Source organism: Psychrobacter faecalis, from assembly GCF_016107575.1.
Taxonomy (GTDB): Bacteria; Pseudomonadota; Gammaproteobacteria; order Pseudomonadales; family Moraxellaceae; genus Psychrobacter; species Psychrobacter faecalis.
This window is the reverse complement of sequence record NZ_JABAST010000015.1, coordinates 16,260-40,773: the sequence shown is the minus strand read 5'-3', so window position 1 is coordinate 40,773 and position 24,514 is coordinate 16,260. Positions and strand designations below refer to the sequence as shown.

The 24,514-nt window shown below is 44.1% G+C and carries 17 protein-coding genes and 2 tRNA genes; 4 read left to right on the top strand and 15 right to left on the bottom strand.

Features of this window, described 5'->3' with window-relative positions; all coding sequences use genetic code 11:
- Nucleotides 1-6: 6 nt before the first annotated feature.
- From JFC07_RS06630 to JFC07_RS06595, 9 genes are all read right to left on the bottom strand, one after another.
- Nucleotides 7-1,371: a tyrosine-type recombinase/integrase gene (locus tag JFC07_RS06630; protein ID WP_198328686.1), complete on the bottom strand. Its 1,365-nt coding sequence runs from the start codon at nt 1,369-1,371 to the stop codon at nt 7-9.
- Nucleotides 1,372-1,533: 162 nt separating this feature from the next.
- Nucleotides 1,534-1,620 (bottom strand) — tRNA-Leu (locus JFC07_RS06625).
- A 122-nt stretch (nt 1,621-1,742) separates the two neighbouring features.
- A tRNA-Cys gene (locus JFC07_RS06620) sits at nt 1,743-1,816 on the bottom strand.
- Between the two features lie 218 nt (nt 1,817-2,034).
- Nucleotides 2,035-2,169 carry a putative transporter small subunit gene (locus tag JFC07_RS13175; protein ID WP_219621718.1) on the bottom strand — a complete coding sequence of 45 codons (135 nt, stop codon included), beginning with the start codon at nt 2,167-2,169 and terminating at the stop codon, nt 2,035-2,037.
- Between the two features lie 102 nt (nt 2,170-2,271).
- Nucleotides 2,272-3,918 carry a sodium:solute symporter family protein gene (locus tag JFC07_RS06615; RefSeq protein ID WP_198328706.1) on the bottom strand — a complete coding sequence of 549 codons (1,647 nt, stop codon included), beginning with the start codon at nt 3,916-3,918 and terminating at the stop codon, nt 2,272-2,274.
- Nucleotides 3,919-4,820: 902 nt separating this feature from the next.
- A complete protein-coding gene (gene fdhD, locus JFC07_RS06610; protein ID WP_102076593.1) occupies nt 4,821-5,774 on the bottom strand; it encodes a formate dehydrogenase accessory sulfurtransferase FdhD in 954 nt (317 codons plus the stop codon).
- A 132-nt stretch (nt 5,775-5,906) separates the two neighbouring features.
- Nucleotides 5,907-8,303 carry an FdhF/YdeP family oxidoreductase gene (locus JFC07_RS06605; RefSeq protein WP_193029993.1) on the bottom strand — a complete coding sequence of 799 codons (2,397 nt, stop codon included), beginning with the start codon at nt 8,301-8,303 and terminating at the stop codon, nt 5,907-5,909.
- Nucleotides 8,304-8,503: 200 nt separating this feature from the next.
- A complete protein-coding gene (locus tag JFC07_RS06600; protein ID WP_198328685.1) occupies nt 8,504-9,472 on the bottom strand; it encodes a c-type cytochrome in 969 nt (322 codons plus the stop codon).
- Complete coding sequence (locus JFC07_RS06595) at nt 9,472-10,848, bottom strand: cytochrome c (RefSeq protein WP_193029992.1); 1,377 nt, start codon at nt 10,846-10,848, stop codon at nt 9,472-9,474. The genes JFC07_RS06600 and JFC07_RS06595 overlap by 1 nt, the downstream gene beginning before the upstream one ends.
- 236 nt (nt 10,849-11,084) lie before the next feature.
- On the opposite strand from JFC07_RS06595, the gene JFC07_RS06590 reads away from it, so the two are divergent.
- Nucleotides 11,085-13,319, top strand: a complete 2,235-nt coding sequence (locus JFC07_RS06590; protein ID WP_193029991.1) for a sensor histidine kinase — start codon at nt 11,085-11,087, stop codon at nt 13,317-13,319.
- Between the two features lie 105 nt (nt 13,320-13,424).
- A complete protein-coding gene (locus tag JFC07_RS06585; RefSeq protein ID WP_082894261.1) occupies nt 13,425-14,078 on the top strand; it encodes a response regulator transcription factor in 654 nt (217 codons plus the stop codon).
- Nucleotides 14,079-14,153: 75 nt separating this feature from the next.
- Here the strand turns inward: JFC07_RS06585 and JFC07_RS06580 are convergent, their stop codons facing one another.
- From JFC07_RS06580 to JFC07_RS06555, 6 genes are all read right to left on the bottom strand, one after another.
- Nucleotides 14,154-14,948: an ABC transporter ATP-binding protein gene (locus tag JFC07_RS06580; protein ID WP_068404438.1), complete on the bottom strand. Its 795-nt coding sequence runs from the start codon at nt 14,946-14,948 to the stop codon at nt 14,154-14,156.
- 31 nt (nt 14,949-14,979) lie between these two features.
- Nucleotides 14,980-15,879, bottom strand: a complete 900-nt coding sequence (locus tag JFC07_RS06575; RefSeq protein ID WP_068404436.1) for an ABC transporter permease — start codon at nt 15,877-15,879, stop codon at nt 14,980-14,982.
- Between the two features lie 341 nt (nt 15,880-16,220).
- Nucleotides 16,221-17,249, bottom strand: a complete 1,029-nt coding sequence (locus JFC07_RS06570) for an ABC transporter substrate-binding protein (protein WP_193029990.1) — start codon at nt 17,247-17,249, stop codon at nt 16,221-16,223.
- Between the two features lie 166 nt (nt 17,250-17,415).
- Entirely contained in the window at nt 17,416-18,465 is a 1,050-nt protein-coding gene (locus JFC07_RS06565) for an ABC transporter substrate-binding protein (RefSeq protein ID WP_193030040.1), read from the bottom strand.
- Between the two features lie 308 nt (nt 18,466-18,773).
- Nucleotides 18,774-20,891: a methionine--tRNA ligase gene (gene metG, locus JFC07_RS06560; protein WP_197488861.1), complete on the bottom strand. Its 2,118-nt coding sequence runs from the start codon at nt 20,889-20,891 to the stop codon at nt 18,774-18,776.
- A 408-nt stretch (nt 20,892-21,299) separates the two neighbouring features.
- A complete protein-coding gene (locus JFC07_RS06555; protein WP_193029988.1) occupies nt 21,300-22,715 on the bottom strand; it encodes a GntP family permease in 1,416 nt (471 codons plus the stop codon).
- Nucleotides 22,716-23,041: 326 nt separating this feature from the next.
- Between JFC07_RS06555 and JFC07_RS06550 the strand changes: the two genes are divergently transcribed.
- Both JFC07_RS06550 and JFC07_RS06545 read left to right on the top strand, forming a co-directional pair.
- Entirely contained in the window at nt 23,042-23,758 is a 717-nt protein-coding gene (locus JFC07_RS06550) for a CoA transferase subunit A (protein WP_198328683.1), read from the top strand.
- 68 nt (nt 23,759-23,826) lie between these two features.
- Nucleotides 23,827-24,456 (top strand): CoA transferase subunit B, encoded by a 630-nt coding sequence (locus JFC07_RS06545; protein WP_193029986.1) that lies wholly within the window; start codon nt 23,827-23,829, stop codon nt 24,454-24,456.
- The last annotated feature ends 58 nt before the right edge of the window (nt 24,457-24,514 follow it).

Here is a 24,514-nt window from a genome sequence, read left to right as displayed (position 1 = left end):
GAAAGACTATGCCTCTTCCTTCTTAAGAAGTTCCATTACTTTATCCTCTCCCAGCTGATCAATCAATGCTTGGAGCTGCGCGGTAGAGTCAGTTTTGGATTGCGCATCTGCTTTAAATTCTGCTGTATCTCTGCCTTCTCGCAAAGCATCTAAATAATCAGCCCACTTCTGCATCATATCACTACGATCATCAATGTACTCAAATCGACCATATGCCGTGCCATTAGGATCTTTGGTTGTATGTCCCAAAGCCATCTCAACAAGCACGAGAGGATACTTTAATTGCTCCTGTAAGATGGTTTTCGCTGTAGCTCTAAAGCCGTGAGCACAATGAATGTCTTTGTAGCCCAAATCTTTTAAACGCTTATTCGCTGTCGCATCAGAGATGATCTGATGCTTTTTTGCCGTCTCACTGTAGAAGACGAATTTAGTATGACCATTGATTTGCTGCTGCGCGCGTAAGATAGCCACTGCCTGACGAGGTAGGGGCACGACCATGTCCTTAACCATGTTTACCTTGCCTTGTCCTTTGAGCGGCTTTAATGTCCACCTACCAACATCTAAGTCGACGTCAGCCCAGCGCATGCGCCTGAGATCTCCATTACGCATGAACAGTAACGATAATAGCCTAAGAGAGTTGATAGTGTTTGGATCACCTTCTATAGTCTCTATGTCACGTAGCAGCTTAGCTAGTTCTTTAGGCTTAGTGATCGCAGGACGATGACCATAGCTCGACTTAGCCAGTTGGCTTTTGATTAATGCGGCTGGATTGCTACTACAGAAGCCGCGAGCACCAGCATAGACAAATACGTCGCTAGCGATACCTGCACAGCGCTCCGCCTTATCTGTGGGCTTGCCAGCTTTGTTTAATGACTTAGCTTGGATGTCTAAAAGCACTTCAAGCATTCTAGGTGAGTCGATTTCACTGATAGGCTGATCACCAATATATGAGCATATTAGCTCCAAGCGACCTTTCTTACGAATTAACGTATTACCTTTTTGAGTCTGCTCTAAACTATCAAAGTACTCCCAAGCAAAATGATTAAATGAGTTTTTAGTTTTACTAATAATACTATTCTTTAATTCTTCACGGTGATTTTTAGGATCAATATTACGACTTAGTAGCTCTTCATAGTCACGCCAGATTTCACAGGCACGAGCGAACGAGACGTTTGGATACACGCCAAGCGATATACGTTTATTTTTTGAGTGAGTAGGAGACAGGTAGCGATAAACCCAAGACTTAGTGCCGTTAGGTCTGACCATGAGATACAGCATGGGGTAGTTTCTTACAGAGACCAGATATTCTTTGTCTTCGGCCTTGTGACTGCTGATGCTGCGATCAGAGCTGATTGGCTTGCGTATTCCCATGACTGCCACCCAATGTACATTTAAAAGTCAGTGTACATAGTAGTGTACATCAGATGCATGGATTGGGATAGATATTAAAAGACAGTATAGGACGTCAGATACAGCAAAGCCCCTGATATCAGGGGCTTTGGCTACTCTATGAGATAGCATAGAACTATGTAATGGTACCCGGAGCCGGACTTGAACCGGCACGCTATTACTAGCGAGGGATTTTAAATCCCTTGTGTCTACCAATTTCACCACCCGGGCAAAACTTGTCTTATCTAAAAGTAAGCTTTCTACTTATTAGATAGTGGTCGCTATTATAAGCATTTCCATTAATAATGCAAGCTAAAATTAACGTCATACTTATATATTTATAGCTAAATAATTGGAGGCTGAGGTCGGAATCGAACCGGCGTTAACGGAGTTGCAGTCCGCTGCATGACCACTCTGCCACCCAGCCAATCAAGGATGCCTATATTAGCAAAAATAATTTAAATTACAAGTCATTTTTTAACGAAACAGCGCTTATTTGCTAAGTTGCCGCTATTTAACCATAAATGAGGCATTATTTGAGCCTTAATAAGGTAAAAGGACAGCAAAAGTGGTGCAAATGAAGTCATCGCCAAACCTAAATTCAGTGATGACTTGTTAAAAATAGTTATTCTAGTTTAGCGCTTGCTAGACAATATCTTGATTATTACGTTTTGCTTTTTTGAAATCGCGATAAGTTGCGGTACAGATTAATGTCAGCACCCCAAGGGTAATCGCCGGCCAGACGAGGATATAAAATCCATAGATAAAGACGTTTTCCATGATGTCTCCTTATAGTGTTTATATAAATTTTTTGCTTACTAGATTTTAGTAACAATGGCTAGCCAAGCATTGGTTAACCATCAATGACTAATGAGTTTTTGCTTAAGTTTTTGGTAACGTTTGTGCTTGCGGCTGTTTATCGTAGTTGCCCACCCGCTGTTTAATGAGGTCAAAATCAAAATGCTCGTCACCCATAAGGCTAACAATCACGCAGACGATGGTACTGGCACCGTAAGCGGTCAAGGAAGCCAGCAAGACCATATATTGGCGTAAAAAGCCGGTGGCAAAAATGAGCATCAGTACGAGCGTAATAGCGGCGGCGCCCACACCGATTTTGCGTCCTAAAAAGCCAAAGACCATGAGTCCAATGACGACAGCAGCACCAACACTGGCCAAAATTTCAAAAAATAGTGCGGTGAAGCCTTCAATGGGAATCAGCTCAAAGCGCGCGACGCAAAATAATAACAACCCGACGATGACGGCTGAGGTAAAGGCCACATTGGTGACGCGATTCCAGAACACACTAGCAATCACAGGGAATACAATGGTGCCCCACAATGCGCCAACGAAGACCAGCATGACCAATATATCAAGCTTAAAGCTGGCAAAAATCAATCCGGCAGCGGTGGCAATAATCATGGTTGAGCGTCCAACCAGCATCATGGTTTTTGGTTTTACGCGCCCTTTAGCGATATTTTTGCCATAAACGTCCGCCATCATAATCGTTGATAGCGCCGATAAATCTGAGTCAGCGGTTGAGGATAACGAGCCAATGACCAAAATAAAGAACAAGGCAATAAATACCGGATGCAAATAAGTACTAACCATTTGCGGGATTAAGTTATTCATATTGCCATCGAGCGGTTCAATACCAATGGTCAAAGCCATCAAGCCAATCATACCAAGTCCAATGACGATGCCCGCGTAGCCGACCGTTGCAGTGACAAAAGTGGCTTTGATTTTGCTTTTATCAATGGCAAATAATCGCTGGGTAATGGTTTGGTTGCCGATAGCATAAGCCAATACCGCGACAAAATAAGGCGCCCCTTGCTGAAAAAAGGCTTCGGAAGAAAACAGGTTTTGCTGCTCTAAGGTTAAGTTTGATAAGCCACTGACCATGACCGATGGCCCGCCCATGGCAAATAGCACCGCAGGGATGATGATGACTCCAATCGCCATCAAAGCAACTAATTGAGCAAAATCGGTAAATACGGACGCTCGAAATCCAGAGGTTAACGTATAGCTGAGCACTCCGACACCTGCGATAATGACGCCGGTCTGAAAAGATAACGGCGATAATACTGATACCAAAGCACCAGCAGCGGTGAAGTTGACCATCAAGCTAATTAAGCTGCCCATAAGATTAGATATTGCTAAAATTAATTGGCTTGATGATCCGTGGCGCGCGTGGATAAGTTCACCTAAGGTGTGTCCATTAGGAGCAAGTTCGCGAAAGCGCATGCCAAAAGGGTAGATGAATAAAATCATCAAGGCGCCCCAAAAACCATAATGTAGCGGTCCTGAAACGCCGTATTTATAACCGGAGGTTGCAGCCGCATAAAACGAGGCTGCCCAAATCCAAGTTGCAGTCATACTCGCCGCGCCCATGCCAAAACCGACACCATGACCGGCGACCATAAATCCAGAAGTGGTTTCCTTATCTTTTTTAATCAATAAAGACAGCAGGTAAGTACCGCCATAAAATCCTAATAAAAGTAAAAGAATGGTGATTGATGAAAATTGGAACAATGACTCAGTTTTCAAATTCATACCTCGCAATTGTTTGAAGAATAAAGGTTTGCAATAAAAGTCATGCCACAAACTGTTAGGAATGTAATAGGACGCATTGGTTCTATTCGCTGCTTGTATACAGCGCACAAGCACGCAATGAGGCAAGCCAAACGCTCACGTTAAATGTGATGCCGCTTTTTCATTTAGCACAGCCTGTTAGACAAATATTTGACAAAAAATATAGACTAAAAATTTGTCTTAGAAATAACGGCGGCAACTCTCAATAGGCGTCTGTTAATGGATTGACCATTACGCTGTCAAGTGATGCCTACTCGATAGTAACGAGACGCTAAAAGACGCTTATTGACTAAGCATCTCTAGCAAAAATACGGATAAGCACTGAGCCTAAACTGCTTGAGCGGTGCTAAATAGAGCTGTTTATAGTAGCTGCGTTAAGCAACAGTTAGGATGGATTTTCATCCCTTTATTGCTTGTGAGCGAACATCCGCTGTCGTGATAATAAGTAAATTTTTACGGCAGTTATTGCCAGTATTTACTTCTCATTGATAAATAAAACTACAGCGATGTTAAATTCTCGTAACATGTTTGTGCGGTAAGAGTAACCTATTCTGTCTGCTATCTCAAATTTTACCGCAGACTTTTTAGTCAGCCAGCATTAAGATAAACTAATAGGTCGTCATTAAAATGATCCTAATAAGCAGAAGAGGTTAGGAGAAACTATGAAGTTTAAACAAATTTTCTTGTATTAAGGAAAGGTAACGATAAAGGCTAGGGGCTCTTTTACGAACTTACAGGGAGAGTTAAGTTGAAGTAAAAATAAGTAGAAAATAGTTATTGCTTAGCGGTTTAGTGATAGAGTTAAATGGATATAATAAAAGAGTCGCCCCTAACTTGTTGTTTTAAGCGTCTTTATAATTGGTATAATAAGTAACTCGGTCATCGCGTAAAAACCCTGCCAGTCCCAAACCATAGTGTTCAGCGACGCGTACTGCAGTACTGGTCGGTGCCGACATACCAACGAGCCAAGGAATGTGGCTACGAATGGATTTTTGTACCAGCTCAATAGACAATCGCGAGGTCATCACCACGCATGTCAGCTTGGTCTTGTTGCGCAATTGCCAACCGATGAGTTTATCAAGTGCGTTATGACGCCCTACGTCTTCAAATAAATACAAATCCTTGCCTTGCATGGTGGCTGCAGCGTGTACCGCACCAGTGAGTTGATGGGTATGCTGGGCGGCGTTAATTTGCTGATGCATGTGCAGTAAATAATTAAGACTGGGCACGGAGGATTCTGACTGTTTTTGTTGCAAGCTGGATGATAAATAATGACTTAAATCGGGAAGCGCTTGCGAAAGCCCGGTGATACCGCACATACCGCAGCCTGTACGTCCTGCTAGCTGTCGCCTCTGCGCTTGAATACGCTGATGACAGCGCTGATTTAGTACCAGCTCTACTACATATACATCATAGTCTTGCAACTGCGCTGAAAATTGCTCAAATGCCGTCTTTTCATCAAGTAAGTCATCCGTTAAATCACTGGTGAATTTTCGGTAACTGGCAATATCGGTCAGTTGCGTTACCTCCCACTCTAATAATTCATGACTATGATGAATCAATCCTTCGCTATACAAAAAACCAATAGCAAGATACTCAAGCTGGTAGGGGCTTGCCATCAATATCGCATAGTGGATACCATTAATGACAATCGCAACCGCTGCCTCTACTGCCAGCAGCGCTGATTTGTCATCAACCTCTGTTTCTGCATTTTTAGAAGAGACATTTGCTGTAGATAAATAAGCATGTTTTTGTGTTAAATGTAGGCGCGATAAAGGCACGGTCTGCATATCCATTATTGGCGCAGCAGCATGATCAGCATTGGTTTCTAAATCGGCCGCTGAGCCATTTAACCAAGGTTCTACTGCAACTACGTTATGTTTACTGACCATCATATTTTAACCATTTCCTTTATCAAACTATCTTTGTTAAGCGCTGGCAGCTAGTGTGTTTTCAGTAACGCGCTGCAAAACAACGGTAACGGATTTATAAGAAGGCGTCCTTGAGTCTGGCGCGTGAGTGTCTAAGTCGATAAGGTCGTTACATTCAGGATAATAAGTCGCCACTGCATTGGCAGCGATATCCATCTCAGTCAGTATTAATGGACCTAAGGTGCGCTGTTCATCTTGACTGTCTTGACGCGATACCATAACACTATCGCCTTTTTGCCAACCTAAACGCTTGATTTCATCGGGATGCATAAATAACACGTCGCGGCGGTTGGTCTGGCGATAGCGGTCTTGATGACCAAAAATCATGGTGTTAAATTGATCATGACTGCGGACACTGGTTAGCTGCCATACTTTTTGCTCAGCGCTTTGGGTTGGATTGTGATCGCTATTGCTTGGATGAATCGCGGGTTCATTATTTTTGCTATGGTCACTTTTAGCATTGTTATTTTTAGCATGGCTATGATAGCTCGATGTGGTTTCTGCCATCTGTGCTGCGACATAAGTAATGGGATATTGTGGGACTTCAAACTGCGCTTTGCCGCTATCGGTATTCCAAACGCGATGACGGGCAGGGTGGTATAAATGAAAACCGCGCTCGTTTTCACGAATACGATCGTTAAAATTCTCAAAGCCTTCAATCGCTTGAGCGATATAATTACGGATGATATCAAAGTCGCTGCTCATTGTTTGCCATGGAATAGACGAATCAGCGTCAAGCGCGTGGGTTGCCATATCGGCCACAATTTGCGCTTCAGATTTTAAATTATCACTAATCGGCTCAATGCGACCGCGCGTAGGAACAATTTGGCACATAGAGTCTTCAATCGTCGCGAACTGCTCACCTTTTTCCGTTACTAAGCGTTCGGTACGACTGATACAAGGTAAGATAAGGTTATTTTTACCCGGATATAGCATAGTTTCATTAAGTTTGGTGCCGATGAAAACATTGAGTTCGGTAGTGGTTAAGACCGTTTGAATCGCACTTTTATCGGGCGCGGCAACGGCATAATTACCGCCCATGCTGATAAAAGCTTTGAGCTTACCTTGCATTAATGCTTTTGCGCCAGCGATGACATCAAGCCCATCTTCTTGTGGCATAGGGCGCTTGAACACGCGCTCAAGGCTATCAAGTAAGCTCTGTTTAGGGCGCTCATGGATACCCATGGTGCGATCGCCCTGCACATTGGAGTGACCACGCACCGGTGAGGCGCCTGCGCCATCGACCCCAATCATCCCCATGAGTAGCAACAAATTGGTAATCATGGCGACGTTATCTTCGCCTTGGACATGTTGGGTAATACCCATGCCCCAGGTACAAATGGTTGCTGGGCTATCAGCAACAAGTTTGGCAAGTTTGATAATGTCTGCTTTACTAATACCGCAGCCACGCTCTACCTCTGCCCAAGACTGCTGGCGTAACCAAGTATCGAGCGCCTCATAACCTGATGTGTGCTGCTCAATAAAATCATTATCAATTTTGCCATTTTTGGTCAGCCATTTGGCCAAGCCCGTCAATAAAGCGGTATCACCACCGATTTGAATTTGAATGACTTCATCAACCATTTCATCACTTTGCCCTGCGGCCATATGGGTAGGTTTTTGTGGATTTCTAAACTTGCTTAAACCTTGCTCCCGCATCGGATTGATAGAGATGATTTTGCAGCCTTGCTTATGAGCGTGTGCCAGCATCTCAAGCATACGCGGATGATTGGTGGCAGGATTTTGCCCAAACAGCATAATTAGCTTCGCCTGTTCAAAATCTTCCAAAACCACCGTGGCTTTACCGACGCCTAACTGTTTACCGAGCATCACTGACGTTGGCTCGTGACACATATTTGAGCAATCTGGCAAATTATTGGTGCCAAAACAGCGTACGAACAATTGATACATAAAAGCAGGCTCGTTAGTGACGCGTCCTGAGGTGTAAAATAACGCTTCATCTGGCGAATCGAGATTCTGTAATGTCTCGGCGATACGCTCATACGCTGCCTGCCAAGAAATCGCCACATAGCGGTCTTGCCCCGCATCATAATATAACGGCTCTGATAAGCGGCCGCTGTGCTCAAGCTCGTAGCCTGACCAGCCTTGTAGTTCTTTAACGCTATGTTTGGCAAAAAATGCGGCATCGGCGCGCCTACTCATCGTTTCACTAGCAATGACTTTAATACCCGTTTCACAGACATCAAGGCTTTTATGGGTCTTATGATCTGGCCATGCACAGCCCGGACAGTCAAAGCCGCCGTTGGGCTGGTTGCTATGCAAGATACTTATGCTGCCACGCAAAAAAGCCTTATAATCCATTAACTTACGAGTAGAAGCAACCAAAGCTGGCCAACCAGCTGCAGGGTGAGAGTAAATAGGAATTTTACGCATGATAGACCTCATAAGCGAATGGCGATAAGTAAGTATGACTGTAATAAAAGTCATTGCCTTAAGCACTACTATATAATGGCTGGTCAAAATTTTTTAGTCGCATTAACCATAGATAACAAAAAACCTCAAAGTCATTCAGGCGTTTGAGGTTTTTTTATTTTAAAAATCAGCATGACTGATATGTTGTCAGGTTAGTGCATTTAATAACGCGCATCTTTAGGTTTTTTGCCATTAGGCCAGTCGTTTACTTTGCCAGCAAAGTCAGGACGCGGTTGATGGGTAAAAAATTCAGCGACATCGATGGCGTCTTGATCACTGAGCACATTGCCATGACCCCATAGACCTTTGGTTTGAATGCCCATCGGCATATTGTATTTCACAAAAGCCGCCGCTTTATAAGTACGCGCCATGCCCGCACCGATATTAAAGGATTCATCGCCCCATAATGGTGGGAAGACAATATCACCGCGACTGTCTTTCATGCCTTCGCCGTTATCACCATGACAGGTGGCGCATTGTACTTGGTATATTTTTTTACCGCGTACAGGGTTACCGACCAAGGATTCATCCACTTTACCCGCGTTTTGGATATCGACCTTTTGTTCTTTCGGCGTATTTTGGGACAGCCATTTCATATAGGCCAACATTGCTAGCATTTCAGGGGATTCAGGTTTTAATGGTTTGCCATTCATCGAACGCTGAAAACAGCCATTGATGCGTTTGATTAAATCGATTTCTTTACCTGCGCGTGGCATCACACGCGGGTAGAAGTTGTAACTGTTGATATACGGGTCGCCAAGGGGGATTTTACCTTGCGAAATATGACAGCTATTACAGTTCATTTGCGCGCCAACGTGCTCGGGTAATAAGCGCTTGGTTTCGTTTAATAATCGCTTACCATAAAAGATTTCATCAGCGTTTGGCTCATCCAAGATAGAAGTATCTTGCGGCAGTACATAAGTACCGATGTCTTCGTTGGCATCATCAGCAGTAACTAAGCCATATTTAGGCGCGTTTTGCTCAGTAGGCTCGGGCTGTGAGCAGCCACTACTAATAGCGGCGATACTAAGCGCTGAAGCAGTCAGGGCAGCGGTGGTTAGTTTGCCCATTTTTATTTTCTGAGAGATTACGCTAACAATAGCAGGCAAGTTGAGTGGAGAGTTTTTCATTATTTTGCTCCTTTTGTTTGCGCATCAATACTTAAGTCTGGGGCGATATCGGTACTGGTCTTTGGTTTTTTGGCAAGAAAAGCGCGCATTTTTACCACATCATCGACATCGATTTCAGGTGCTTGGTTGGTCCAGCTATTACGGACATAGTTGACCACTTCCGCCACATCGGCATCACTCAGGTTAATAAATTCAGGCATGGTAAAGGCCATGCGGTCGTGCGGGGTTTCTGGCATGCGGCCACCGCTCAAGGTGATTTGGAGTACCGAGTCGGCATTTTTCGCATATACCGCACTATTGCCATCAAGGGCTGGGAAGATACGCGCCACGCCTTTACCATCAGCACGGTGACAAACTTGGCAATACTCGGCGTATAGAATCGAGCCGCGCGAATCATAATTGCCATCAAGCAGTTTTTGCGTGGTAATGTCTTTTTTCGCCGGCAAGGTTTTTTCTTTATTGGGCGCTGGCGTTAAGGTTTTTAGATAAGATGACATGGCGTTGATATCATAGTTTGTCATATATTGCGTGCTGTGCTCGACCACTTCGGCCATGGCGCCAAAAGCAGCCGTGGTGTCAGTACGACCGGTTTTAAAGAAATCATTTAATTCTGCGACGGTCCACGTAGCCAAACCGCGATGCTCACCGCGGATACTTTTGGCGCGCCAACCATCGATAACCGCCCCGCTCAAATATTCTTCTGAGTCGGCATTGTTTAAGGCGATTTCTTGGAAACCGATACCGCGCTCAGTATGACAAGAGCCGCAGTGTCCAGGACCTTCTATTAGATACTGGCCACGGGTCAATAGCGCATCATCAGTTTCTGGCACAAAGTCACGTTTTGGGTCAAACAGTGCTTGCCAATAAGCCAGCGGCCAGCGCCAATTGGCTATTGGCGGCAACTCACTTTTTAAGTTGGCTTGCTTGACCGGTTTGACGTCAGACATAAAATAGGCATACATCGCGGCCAAATCTTCCTCTGGCATAAGCTGATAAGACGGATAGGGCATGGCAGGATATAGCGCTTTATTATCACGGCGCACGCCATGCTTGACGGCATTTTTAAAGTCGCTAAAGGTATATTGACCAATACCGGTTTCTTTATCAGGGGTAATGTTGGTTGAATAAATGGCACCTAGCGGCGTCAGCATAGGCAGACCACCGGCATAGTTCTCCCCGTCAAGCGTCGTATGGCAGGCGACACAGTCAGCAGTACGCGCGATGTATTCGCCTTGTTTAATAAGCGCAGGGTCGGTGACATTAACCTCAATGTCACTGCTGGTTGTGCGCATATTAGGCAGTATTTGCCCAATAATAAACGCTAAAATCAGCCCGACAATGGCTGCCATAATAATGATTAATAGCCACTTTTTCATAAGCCTGCCCTCCATAAGATATTTTTACTAAGCTTCTCATTCGTCATATACATTCTATGAGGACTATTAGATAGTCCTATGAAACATTTAGGATTTAAGCTTAGTGAATGAAAAGTTACACGATTGTCATTCAGTATAGAGGAGCGTGTAACATTGTGATATTGTGGAAAACCACATTATAATTATGGTTTTAATTTATAATGAAGGTTTGATAGCTCAATTGTAAGGCTAGGTGTATGGATAAAAAGTCTAAAGTCTGGGCGAGCTTGAAGGCTTATTTTCTTGTCGTGGTAGCGTCCTTTACTTGGTTAATGCTAGCCAGTGCCAATGCACAAACCTACTATTTAGGCGTGCTGGCGCCGCAAGGGGAAACGGCTGCGCAAGAGCGTTGGCAACCTTGGCTTAATCAACTTAATGAGCAACTCCGAGAAGACACTGTGGTCTTGGTGCCGCTAGCGTTAGAAAATTGGCAGCAGGAAATCGAAGCGCAGCAGTTTGCCCTAGTGCTTGGACCACAAGTTCAACTGATTAAAATGAATACCACCCATTGGCGCTGGCTTGCGACCTTGCAAGCTGATACAGAGACCGCTCAATTGCATGCGCCTGCTGATATCAATGGTAAAAACTTTAAGGAAAAAGCTTTTCATGAAAAAGGTTTCAATAAAACCGTTGATAAGCCGCTTTCTACAACGGTTAATCTAGCTAATGAATTTAATAAACTGTCTCAAGATAGGCAGTTAAAAGAGCCCAGCGCCATGGAAGCCGTCGCTAGTGCTCTTTGGGTAAAGGCAGACAGCGGCATTTATCAGCTGCAAGATTTGCAGCAGCGTAAAATTGCTGCCGTCGACAGTGAGGCTTTTGGTGGTTATCTGCTCGTCGCGCATTTATTACAACAAAACGGTATGCCATCCAACCGTTATCAGACCCAGTTCGTCGGTTATCCTATTGAGCGTACCTTACATGCATTGGCGAGTGGCAGTGTAGATGCAGCGATTGCGCCACTTTGTTTGATGGAAGAGATGGCGCAGCAAGGGAAGATTAGCAAAAAACAATACCGACTTATTCACCCTGTGGCGACCGCTTCTAGCTGTCAGTCTTCAACAAAGATATATCCCAATTGGACATTGGCGGCGACCGAGCAAACGCCAGCTGCCTTGATTCGGCAAATCAATCAAAATTTATTTGGTTTGAGTCAATATGGAAAGAGTCAACCAGAGCAAGAGTCGTTAGGGATAGGACAGCACTGGCTACCAGCCGAATCGAGTAGCGATGCTGAACGTATCCTTTATGATATGAATCGTCATCCAGCACAAAAGCAGCTGGGCGCGCATATGGTCGATTGGGTAAAGGCGCATCGATTGTGGATGGCAGTTATCGTTTTAATTGTACTGATATCAACGGTGAATTATGCGTGGATGAGCTGGCTGGCATGGCGACGACGGCAAAAAATCATTCTGCAAAATCAACTGATTCGTGATTATGACCAGCAGCTACGTCAATCAGAACGCTTCGCTGTCATCGGTGAGATGAGTGGATCCATCGCCCATGAAATCAATCAGCCGCTGGCGACCATTCAAAATTATGCGCAAGGCTTACTTATTCGCAGTCAAAGCAGTGTCAGCCGCCAAGACGGTAAAGAAAGTACGGTGCTGGATAAAAACTCTGCCCATAGTTTGAATGCGCTAGAAAAGACCCTAACGGACAAGCAAGTGCTAGAAAAGCAAGCAATAGACAAACAAGCGACAGAAAGTGCGTTACAGCAAATTGTTAATGAAACCGAACGGGTCGCGGCTGTTATCAGTAATATTCGGCGCTGGGCAGGGCGCTCGCAGCCGAACAACGTTCAAGTGGACATCGTCACCACCTATGCGCAGTGTATATTGCTACTTGGTGAAAAAGCCTCAAGTATTGGCTTTTGGTTGGCGAGTGACTACCAGACTTTGCAGTTGCCAAGCTTGGTTCTTGACCAGTTATTGATGAATAGTATGCTCAATGCCGAGCAGCAAGGGGCAACGCAGATAATGTTACGTTGTCAGGCAAAAGATTATAATGGTAAATCTTATATCGTATTGCATATAACCGATGATGCAGGCGGTTTTGATGAGGCGCAGTTGCTTGACCATAAACCGTTAGAGGGTAATCAGCAGTTAGTTGAGGGTCAATCACAACAGCGTCTGACTAATAAATACGCCACCAAATCGACCAAAGAAAATGGTTTAGGCTTGGGGCTGATGATATGTCAGCGTTTGTGCAAGTCAATTGGCGGTATGATGCAGCTTGGCAATATCGAATTCCAGCAGGAGCTTAATACTATACAAGCGTTAGATGGTTATCAGCAACGCTTAAAGCGGTCGTTAAATGGTAAAGTGCGCTTGATAAAAATGGAAAACACTCATCCATTAGCAAACAGGGTAGGTGCGCAAGTGTCTTTTTATCTGCCGTTGCATTTGGCAGATGATGCGCAGAAATAAGATAATCAACAGAGACAGTAAGCAAAAGCGAAAGTGAGCAAGAGAGGGTTATCAACAACCAAGCATTTATAAATTTTACAAATTAACTTAATCATAAGGTTGCGTATGAATGCTCAGCATAATTCAGTTAAGCACTCAGAATGGCAAACGCCAGTTGATAGCAATAATGAACCTCTACTGGTTCATATCATCGACGATGAAGAAAGCGTGCGTCATTCCTGTAATTTTTTAATTAGCAGCTTAGGATTGCCGACCCAAGTGTGGTCAAGTGCCCTGACTTTTTTGCAGCAAGTTGATATCTATTATCCCGCGGTGATCGTCAGTGATTTAATGATGCCAGCCATGAGCGGTCAAGCACTACAAGCGCACCTTAATCAACAGGACAGTCCGATAGCGCTTATTGCATTAACTGGTCAAGGTGAGATTGCTGATGCTGTTAATATGCTCAAACAAGGCGCCGCTGATTATTTAGAGAAACCGATTAATAGTCACCGTCTCCAAGAAGCGCTTGAGCGTGCGCAAGTATTAACCCTCAAACGAGCTGAGCTTTATAGTATAAAAAAGCTCTATGCGCAGCTAACCGAGAAAGAAAAACAGGTCGCTCATGAGCTGATGCAAGGCAATCTAAATAAAAATATCGCCGACCATTTAGACATATCGGTACGAACGGTAGAGGTACATCGCTCACAGGTGATGAAGAAAATGCAAGCGCAGCATGTCAGTGAATTGATTCAAAAATTGGTCATGCTTGATTCTTAAAAACTAAAACAGCCATAAAAAAACGCCTAATGAGAAGGCGTTTTATTTTAAATTCAAAATATTTTGCAAAATGAGTTAGCTTAATATCAAACTGTCATCTTCGACCTTTTCACCGCGGGTTTGCTCAAACATATCCAGTAAATCATGCACATCCATGCCTTTACGGATATCGCCAGATACGTCTAATACCACCTGACCTTGATGAAGCATCACAGTACGCGTACCATGAGCTAGAGCCTGCTGCATCGAATGCGTCACCATCATCGTTGTTAGCTGATTGTCGGTGACGATTTTATCGGTTAATTCTAAAACAAACGCCGCTGTTTTAGGGTCAAGGGCCGCCGTATGCTCATCAAGCAGTAGAATCTTAGACGGTTGCAATGACGCCATCAGTAAGCTCACGGCTTGGCGTTGACCACCGGATAACAGGCCCATACGGTCGGTTAAACGATTTTCTAGACCCAATTTTAATACCGATAATTTCTCGCGAAATAAGTCACGGTTATTTTGATTAAGGGCAAAGTTCAAACCACGTTTGCCGCCGCGCTTATAGGCTAGCGCCATATTTTCTTCGATGGTTAGCGCCTCACAAGTTCCCGCCATCGGGTCTTGGAAAACGCGAGCAACCCAATGGGCACGTTGGTGTGCGGTCTTTTTGGTGACATCAATACCATTTAACAAGATTGAACCGCTATCCACGCGCGTGGTGCCACTGACAGCATTTAAAAAGGTCGATTTGCCTGCGCCATTGGTACCGATGACGGTGACAAATTCACCATCGGCGATATTTAAATTGATACCGCGTAGGGCAGGGTTTTCAATGGGCGTTCCAGGGTTAAAGGTCAACCGCAAATCTGTAGCTTGCATCATAATAATTATTCCTTATGGTTGCATATTGACATTAAGCCCGAACTTTACGACTTAAAAATTTATTTTTAGCTTTTGGCAAGACTAAGGCTAATACCACGAGTAGCGCGGTAATCAAGTTCAAATCTTGGGGACCAAATCCGATACTACGTAGCGTACTGCTTGATAGAGCCACTTGAATAAAGAGCTTATAAAGCACCGCACCAACGACCACCGCAAAGGTAATCAGCCAAATACGCTTAGCTGGAATAATGGTCTCGCCGATGATGACCGCTGCTAAACCAATGACAATCGTACCGATACCAATTGAGATATCAGCGCCACCTTGCGTCTGCACAAATAATGCGCCTGCTAACGCAATCAAGCCGTTAGAAATCGCCATACCAATGATGGTCATCCATGAGGTATTGATACCTTGCGCCTGTGCCATGCGTAGGTTTGAGCCAGTCGCCCGCATCGATAAACCCGTTTCGGTACTATAAAACCAGTTTAAAAACAACATGGCCAATAGGACGACGACACCAATAATGAGGCAGCGCATCCAGTAACCATTACCATCACTGACCAAGGTACTAAATACGGTCGTTTCACCTAACAATGGTAAGTTTGGCGCACCCATAATCCGTAGATTGACAGAGTATAAAGCAACCATCACAAGGATACTGGCAAGCAGCTGTAAAATGCCCAGCTTAACGTGTAGCCACGCGGTGACAATACCGGCGACTGACCCTGCTAGCATACCAAAGGCACAAGCAAGCCAAGGATTCACTCCAGCGATGATAGAAATACCCGCGACAGCGCCGCCCAACGGAAAACTACCGTCAGCGGTCAAATCTGGAAAGTCGAGGGTACGAAATGAGATAAGGACGCCAAGCGCCACTAGGCCATAAATCAGACCACTTTCAAGCGCACCAAAAAAAGCAATTAAAGACATAAGAGATCAGTAAGTCATAACCCAGCGTTTAATAAATGATGGCGAGATAATTGAGATAGGCGACATATCGCGCTATCAATCAGCCAACTTTGCTTAAACGACTAAGCGGTGAATTTAACAGATAGAGGTATCTGCAGTTAGGGTCAAGCAAAACCTATTCTTAGAATGCTTGATTATAAGCTTTGCTTATTTACAGCCTTGAAAAAACAAGCCCAGCCTACTGACTGAGAGCTGGGTTTGTCTGCGCTACCTACATAGCCATATCAAAATAGCTATATCCAATTAACCTAGACGATAATTGATAAAAACTATCGTCTAAGAATTAGAGTTAAAAGCGGCAGTTATTCTAACACTACTTTTGCTTTATCGATAACGGCTTGTGGTAGCGTGATGCCTTCGGCTTGCGCATTCTTTGGACTGACATGTAAATCAAGCGATTGCGGCGTATAAACAGGGATTTCGCCTGCTTTTTCACCGTTTAAGATACGCGTAACGATTTTACCGGTTTCGCGGCCCAAATCGTAATAGTTCACTCCTAACGCAGCAACGGCACCGCGTTCAACCGAACTGGTATCAGAGGCAATCAATGGAATCTTACTTTCTTTAGCGATTTGGTACAGTGATTCGTATGCTGAAACCACGTTATTATCCGTTGAGGTATAAATCATATCGACTTTACCTTCAAGGCTACGAGCGGCCATCGCAATATCGTTACTACGCTGCGCAGGCGCTTCGTGAACGTTAATACCAAGCGGGGTCAGATTCTCTTTTAGCGCTTTTAAAACGATGGTTGAGTTTACTTCGCCTGGGCTATAGACATAACCGACGTTTTTTAGACTTGGGATAATTTGACGCATCAAATCGATTTGCGGTGCATAAGGAAGGGCATCAGAGGCGCCAGTAACGTTGGTGCCAGAGCCATCAAGTTTCGGTACCAATTTAGCTGCAACAGGGTCGGTGACCGCTGAGAACACCATAGGAATGCTGCTGGTAGAAGCGGCTACAGACTGAGCCGATGGTGTGGCAATCGCTACGATGACATCTGGTGCATCAGCGACGAATTGTTTGGCAATCTGACCGGCAGTGGCGGTATTACCTTGGGCGCTTTGGAAGTTGATGGTTAAGTTTTCGCCTTCTTTGAAGCCGGCGTCACTTAACTCGTCGATAACGCCTTTACGCACATCATCGAGTGCTGGATGTTCAACGATGGCGGTAATAGCGACCGTTTTCATGACAGCTTTGGCATCGCCGCCCGTTGCAGCGCCGTCAGTGGTGTTGGCATCTTGTGCTGGCTGGTTACAGCCGGTCAAGATAGCGGTGCAAACACCGCCCCATAATAAAGCTTTGGCAAAACGATTTTGATACAACATGGGTCTGACTCCTGAAAATAATAATGTGTCCGTACATTATATAAAAGATAAAAAAGGGTAGCGCTGCCAGCCATTATCCTAGCTGATTGTGTAATCCGTTGTATAGCTGATTATTAATTACCGTCCATTTATTCTTTACTATTGAGTCGCAACTATTTATTAGTGACTATTTACTGACCTTTTGTGCTTCTTTGTCGACATTGATGGCGTTTTTAAGTAAGTCTGCCGATAGGCTAGTACCTTGTTCAGCGGCGTGTTTTGGGCTGACATATAGCGTTAAGGTATTCATCACTTGCGGTGCGATATCTTTGGTCGCTTCACCGTTTAATACCCGATACACCATTTTGCCCGTGGTACGGCCAAAGTCATAATCATTAACCCCAAGTGCCGCCGTCGCACCGCGTCTGACGCTAAACTCATCTGAGGCAATAACTGGGATATCAAGTTCATTAGCCGCATTTGCCATTGCTTCAAAGGCAGAAACCACGTTGTTATCTAATGAGGTATAAATAACCTCTACCTTGCCTGCTAGACTACGAGTCGCCATTGCAACGTCGGTAGGGCGATTGGCAGTAACGCCCAATATCTTAAGCCCACGTGCTGGTGCTGCTTTTTCCAGTTGTTTAAGAACCACCACCGAATTGGCTTCGCCTGGGCTATAAACATAACCAATGGTTTTCACATTAGGGACAATTTTTTGAATATTGTCTAACTGCGGTTCAATAGGTAATTCGCTCGACAAACCAGTCACATTGGTTTGGATAGGCACGTCATTTTCGTCAATTAGCTTGGCTGCCACAGGGTCTGAAATGGCGGTATAAATAACGGGAACAGTTTTAGTCGACGCTACGATTGATTGCGCAGAAGGTGTTGAGATGGCGACGATGGCATCTGGATTGTCACCGGCGAACTGTTTGGCAATTTGCCCAGCCGTTGCGGTATTCCCTTGCGCACTTTGAAAATTAACGGTTAGGTTTTGCCCTTCTGCGTAGCCGTTGTCCGCCAGCTCATCAATAATGCCGCGGCGCATCTCATCTAAAGAAGGATGCTCGACAATTTGCGTGATGGCCAAGGTTTTGGCAGGCTTATCGTTAGTTGCGCTATCATCAGCGTTGACGGCAGGGTCGGTCGCATTATTAGAGCAAGCGGTTAAACCAAGCGCCGCGCTAAAAGCAGCGCCGCACAGGCTAAGGCGTAAAGTAGTGGCAAAGGTCATTTTATTTTGGCTCATAGGTTAAAAATTGCAGGTTACCCGAGTCAATGTTATGTGCATGCTGAGATAACGGGCGAACATAAAGGTAATCAATCCCTTGATGATTACGTCCATATTATGACAGTAATGTAACTTATGGCAATAAGAAAATAAAACGCATTTGTCATTGATTTTATAAAAGTGAATAAAGGCAGATTTTTGTCGATATTTTTATTTTTTGCCCACGCTCTTTTTATTTTGTCACCAATGAATTTTAGGCAAAAAAAAGATGCCACGAAAGCATCTTTTTTATTCTATAAGTACAACCGCATTTAAGCTAACACATCACCAATCACGCAGTTGTCCGGTAAAGTAACCACCGTTAACTGAGTTTTCGGGTTGCCAGTCGATAATACCATGCCTTCTGAGATGCCAAATTTCATCTTACGCGGCGCAAGATTGGTGACGCAAATTACCTTTTTATCCAGCAATTGCTCAGGCTCATAAAACTTACGGATACCGCTAAAGACATTACGCGGTTTGTCTTCGCCAACGTCCAAGGTAAATTGTAAAAGCTTATCCGCACCTTCGACATAATTACAGGCTAAGACGTGTGCCACTTTCATCTCAACTTTGGCAAAGTCTTCAATACCAATATAGTCCGCTTGCCCAGCTTCACTGTCAGTATTAGCCGCTGGTACTGGCTGGGTGTTTACTACTGCTTTTTTATTATCTGAATTATTATCGCTGTTAGCAGTAGGGGCGTCTGCTTGCGCTAACGAGGCCTTTGAATCTTCAACCATTGCCGCAACGTCTTTTTCTTCGATACGCTGCATCAAAGGTTTAAATTTATTGATTTTATGACCAAGTAGCCATTGATTTCGGCTAGCAAAGCTTAAATCATCAATATTTAAGAATTCTTTAGCATTGGCTGTCAGCTCAGGCAATACTGGCGCCAAATAAACCATCAATTGGCGGAAGATATTAATCGCCACCGAGCAGACGTCTTGCACTTCTTTCTCAGTGCCCTCGATTTTGGCAAGCGACCAAGGTTTTTTCTCGTCGATATATTCATTGGCTTTGTCGGCACACTGCATGATTAAGCGCATCGCACGCGAGAACTCACGGTTTTCGTAAGCGGCGGCAATTTCATCACCAGTTTTGGTGATATTTTCTAGTAATTCTGATTCTACGCAATTGTCTGACAGCATACCGTCGTATTTCTTCACGATAAAACCGGCACTACGGCTGGCGATATTGACCACTTTACCCACCAAGTCAGAGTTGACCTTTTGCATAAAGTCTTCTAAATCAAGGTTAATATCTTCAACTTTGTCAGACAGTTTACTGGCGAAATAATAACGCAAGTATTCAGGGTGTAAGTGTTCCGCGTAAGTTTCGGCCTTGATAAAGGTGCCGCGTGACTTACTCATTTTTTCGCCATTGACCATCAAGAAACCGTGGGCAAAAACACCGGTTGGCGTACGGAACTCGCTGCCGGCTAGCATCGCTGGCCAAAATAGCGCATGGAAATAAACGATGTCTTTACCGATGAAATGATACACCTCGGTTTTATGCTCGTTTTCTTGCATCCAATAACGGTCAAAATCAAGCGCTTGGTCGCTACCTTCGCGCTTATCACATAGGTTTTTAAAGCTTGCCATATAGCCAACTGGTGCATCTAGCCAGACATAAAAGTATTTTTCTGGCTCATCGCTTGGTGTATCTGGGATTTGAAAACCAAAATACGGCGCATCACGCGAGATATCCCAGCTGGTCAGACCCGCGTCAAACCATTCTTGCAGTTTATTGGCGACGGAGACTTGCAAGCGATTTTCGCTACGCGTCCAATCTTTTAAGAATTGCTCAAACTCAGGCAAATCAAAGAAATAATGCTTAGAAGTTTTAAGCACGGGCGTCGCATTAGATAGCGTTGAATGCGGATTGATAAGGTCGGTTGCATCATAAGTGGTACCGCATACCTCACAATTATCGCCATATTGGTCAAGCGCGCTGCATTCAGGGCACTCTCCTTTGACAAAACGATCGGCTAAAAACAGCTGCTTTTCAGGGTCAAAAAGCTGCTTGACGTCCTTTGTGCTGATATGTCCGGCGCTATTAAGGCGACGATAAATCAGCTCAGAGAAATGCTTGTTTTCTTCTGAATGGGTGCTGTGATAATTATCAAAGTCAATCAAAAATTTGGCAAAATCGGCTTCATGTGAGGCTTTTACCGAGGCGATTTGCTCTTCTGGGGTGACGCCATTGGCTTCTGCTTTGAGCATAATCGCCGTACCGTGTGCATCATCAGCGCAGACATAGGTGACCTGATGGCCTTGTGCTTTCATCGCACGTACCCAAATGTCGGTCTGAATATATTCTACAAGATGCCCCAAATGGATATAGCCATTGGCGTAGGGCAGCGCACTGGTTACTAAAATCTCACGCACTTTTGTCACCTATATTTTTATATAAACGGGTTGATTTTCAAACGTCTCGAGCACTTTATGAGGAGTCAGCACCGTATTATCAATGCTAAATTATTAACACTTAAAACGTCCAATAACTCTAAAAAAGAGAAGAATTAAAAAAGTGCGCCTATGATACCGTAATTCGGCCGATTTTGTGATATTACCTTGGTAATTAAATCGATGCTAAGACAGTGATTAACTATATTTAGCATTTATATGGTTATTTGTTTGATAGAGGAAATTAGCTTTATTTAAAGTCAGCTATGCTAAAACTAACATAAAAAACCCACCCAGCAATTTGCTAAGTAGGTTTAATGAATAAGTGGATTCGATGAAAGGGTAGATTTCTGTGGTATTTATAGTCCGTTTTTATATTTTAGCTACTTTTTAGAACGAGCCAAACATCGTTCCTAAAATGATAATAACAACCACCGCAATAAGTGGGATTACTATAGTGACCATAGCAACGTTTAGATAAGATTGCTTATGCGTCAAACCACAAATCGCCAGCAAGGTAATGACCGCACCACTATGTGGCAAGGTGTCTAAACCGCCTGCTGCCATCACAGCGACTCGGTGCATCAGCTCTGGGTCAATGCCAGCAGCGACAGCCATTCTCAAATAGTCTTCGCCCAGCGTCGATAGAGCGATACTTAAGCCACCAGAAGATGACCCCGTAATACCAGCCAGCGTGGTCATAGCGACCGCCTCTGAGATAAGTGGGTTGCCAGGGGTTAGGTTTAAGATACTGTCACGAATAATAAGGAAACCTGCTAATGAGGCAATAACTGCGCCATAACCAACTTCCGAGGCCGTATTAAAAATTGGCAACATTGAGTCATAAGTTCCACGGTTAATGGTTTTTTGTAGATTGTTCCAATGTCCAATACGCAGCACAATGAGTACAGTACAAGCAACGACCAATGAGATGATAATTGACCATAACCCAAGTGAACCTGCGATATTTAAGTCCGGAAACTGGGCTTGTAAACCGCTAAAATCCATCGATGGAAAAATAAAGTAAGTTAATAAAGCGTTTAGTGCGATGACCAGCACCAGCGGGATCATAGCAACGGTAAAGGAACTGTGATGCGTGCTCGCCAAATTGGTTTCTACTGTTGCGCTACCAACACCACCCACATCACTTTCATCATGCTGACCATAGCCTTCACCTGCTGCAACGGCTTTTTTGGCTCTTGATTGTAACCACAACCAGCCACAAAAGAACATTATAAGACCGCCTACAATACCCAAAATAGGGGCAGCAAAAACGTTGGTATTGTAATAAGGGATGGGAATTGCATTTTGAATTGCTGGCGTGCCAGGCAATGCAGTCATAGTAAAGGTAAACGAACCTAGCGCAATTGCAGCTGGAATCAAGCGTTTAGGAATATCCGCAGCTTTAAACAAGTCTTTAGCGATCGGATAGATTGCAAATGCCACCACAAATAATGACACACCACCGTAGGTCAAAATAGCGCATACTAAAATAACGGCCAAAATAGCTTTGCTGGCACCGAGCTTTTCGACCACGGTTTTGGCAATCGCTGTTGCCGCACCTGAGTCTGCCATTAAGCGCCCAAATAGTGCCCCGAGTAGGAAGATAGGGAAAAACTTTAGCAAAAATCCACTTAATGCACCCATAAATACATCAGTATAGGCAGGAATGCTGCTTAAGAAATCACCTGAAAGTAATACAGCCAACATCGCCATAATCGGTGCCAAAATCAGCACGGAATAGCCGCGATAAGCAAAGAACATCAATAATAATAAAGTGATAATAATAGCAAATGTGCTAAACATGAAAGCCTCTCCTTAGCCGATGTTAAATAGCGAATAAATAACGTTTGCTACTACGTCATGTACAGGCGATAGTAATATCGCTATTATCAAATAGCCCAAACGTGAAATACCGCTCCCATTTCCTTATGGTTATTCTCTAGTCGCTGTGAGAATAATATGTTAAGTTAGCATAAGAATTTTAAATAAGATATATCGATACGCAGTGTATTGCTTTTAGAATAACTGTGTCTATTGGTTGGTAAGACGAGAGTTGCCATGATGTGAGTTGCATCATGCAGGAAAAATCATTAAATAAAATATAAAAAGTGACTTGCAAGGAGATAAGCATGAGTCAATCAAAAGTATATAGCAGCGCAGCAGAGGCGTTAAAAGGTATCGTTAGTGACGGTCAAACTCTCGCTATTGGAGGGTTCGGTTTGTGCGGTATTCCTGAAGCGCTGATTGAAGCATTACGTGATAGTAGGGTCAAGGAATTAACCTGTATCAGTAATAATGCCGGTGTCGATGATTTTGGTTTGGGCTTACTATTACAAACGCGCCAAATTAAAAAAATGATTTCATCGTACGTAGGTGAAAATAAAGAGTTTGAGCGTCAATACTTATCAGGCGAGCTAGAAGTTGAGCTAACGCCGCAAGGCACGTTAGCGGAAAAACTGCGTTCAGGCGGCGCTGGTATTCCAGCGTTTTATACCGCAACTGGCGTTGGCACACAAGTGGCTGAAGACAAGGAGACGCGCGAGTTTGATGGTCGTACCTATGTGCTTGAGCATACTTTGCGGGCAGATGTGGCACTAATTAAAGCACAAAAGGCTGACAAAGCCGGCAACTTAATTTTTAATAAAACAGCGCGTAACTTTAATCCAGATTGTGCGATGGCGGGTAAAGTTACGGTTGTCGAAGTTGAGGAAATCGTAGAGATTGGGCAGCTAAACCCCGATGATATTCATCTGCCGGGTATTTTTGTCCAACGTATTGTCTTAAATAATAATCCCGAAAAACGTATTGAAAAAACTACTACCAAAGCAGCCACTACACGCGCTTAAATGAAAGATTATTTAATAGTTTTAATGAAAAAATAACAATAGGCTTTGTAAAAAATAAGGAAATTATCATGGCATGGACAAGAGAGCAGATGGCACAGCGTGCCGCTCAAGAATTAAAAGACGGCTATTATGTTAATTTAGGTATTGGTTTACCGACCCTAGTCGCCAACTATATCCCTGAGGGCGTCGATGTTTGGCTTCAGTCTGAAAACGGTTTACTCGGTATTGGCGAGTTTCCAACCGAAGAAAATGTCGATGCGGATTTAATCAATGCGGGCAAGCAAACCGTAACCACTGAACCCGGTGCCAGCTATTTTAGTAGTTCAGAGTCGTTTGCGATGATCCGCGGCGGTCATGTCAATCTTGCGATATTGGGCGCGATGGAAGTATCCGAAAAAGGCGATTTGGCCAACTGGATGATTCCGAAAAAAATGGTCAAAGGCATGGGCGGCGCGATGGATTTGGTGGCTGGCGTGCAGCGGGTGATTGTGCTGATGGAGCAAGTCAACAAACATGGCGAGCCAAAAATCCTTGCCGACTGTGAGCTGCCACTAACGGGTAAAGGGGTGGTCGACCGTATCATTACCGAGCTTGCCGTATTAGATGTCACTGACAACGGTCTAAAATTGGTTGAGCTGGCAGAAGGCGTAAGTTTTGAGGAGTTACAAGAAAAAACGCCAGTGAGCATTACTCAATAAGCCTGTTTAATAAACAAGCGGGTAATATAGGCATCCAAACAACCTATTTAATAATGGA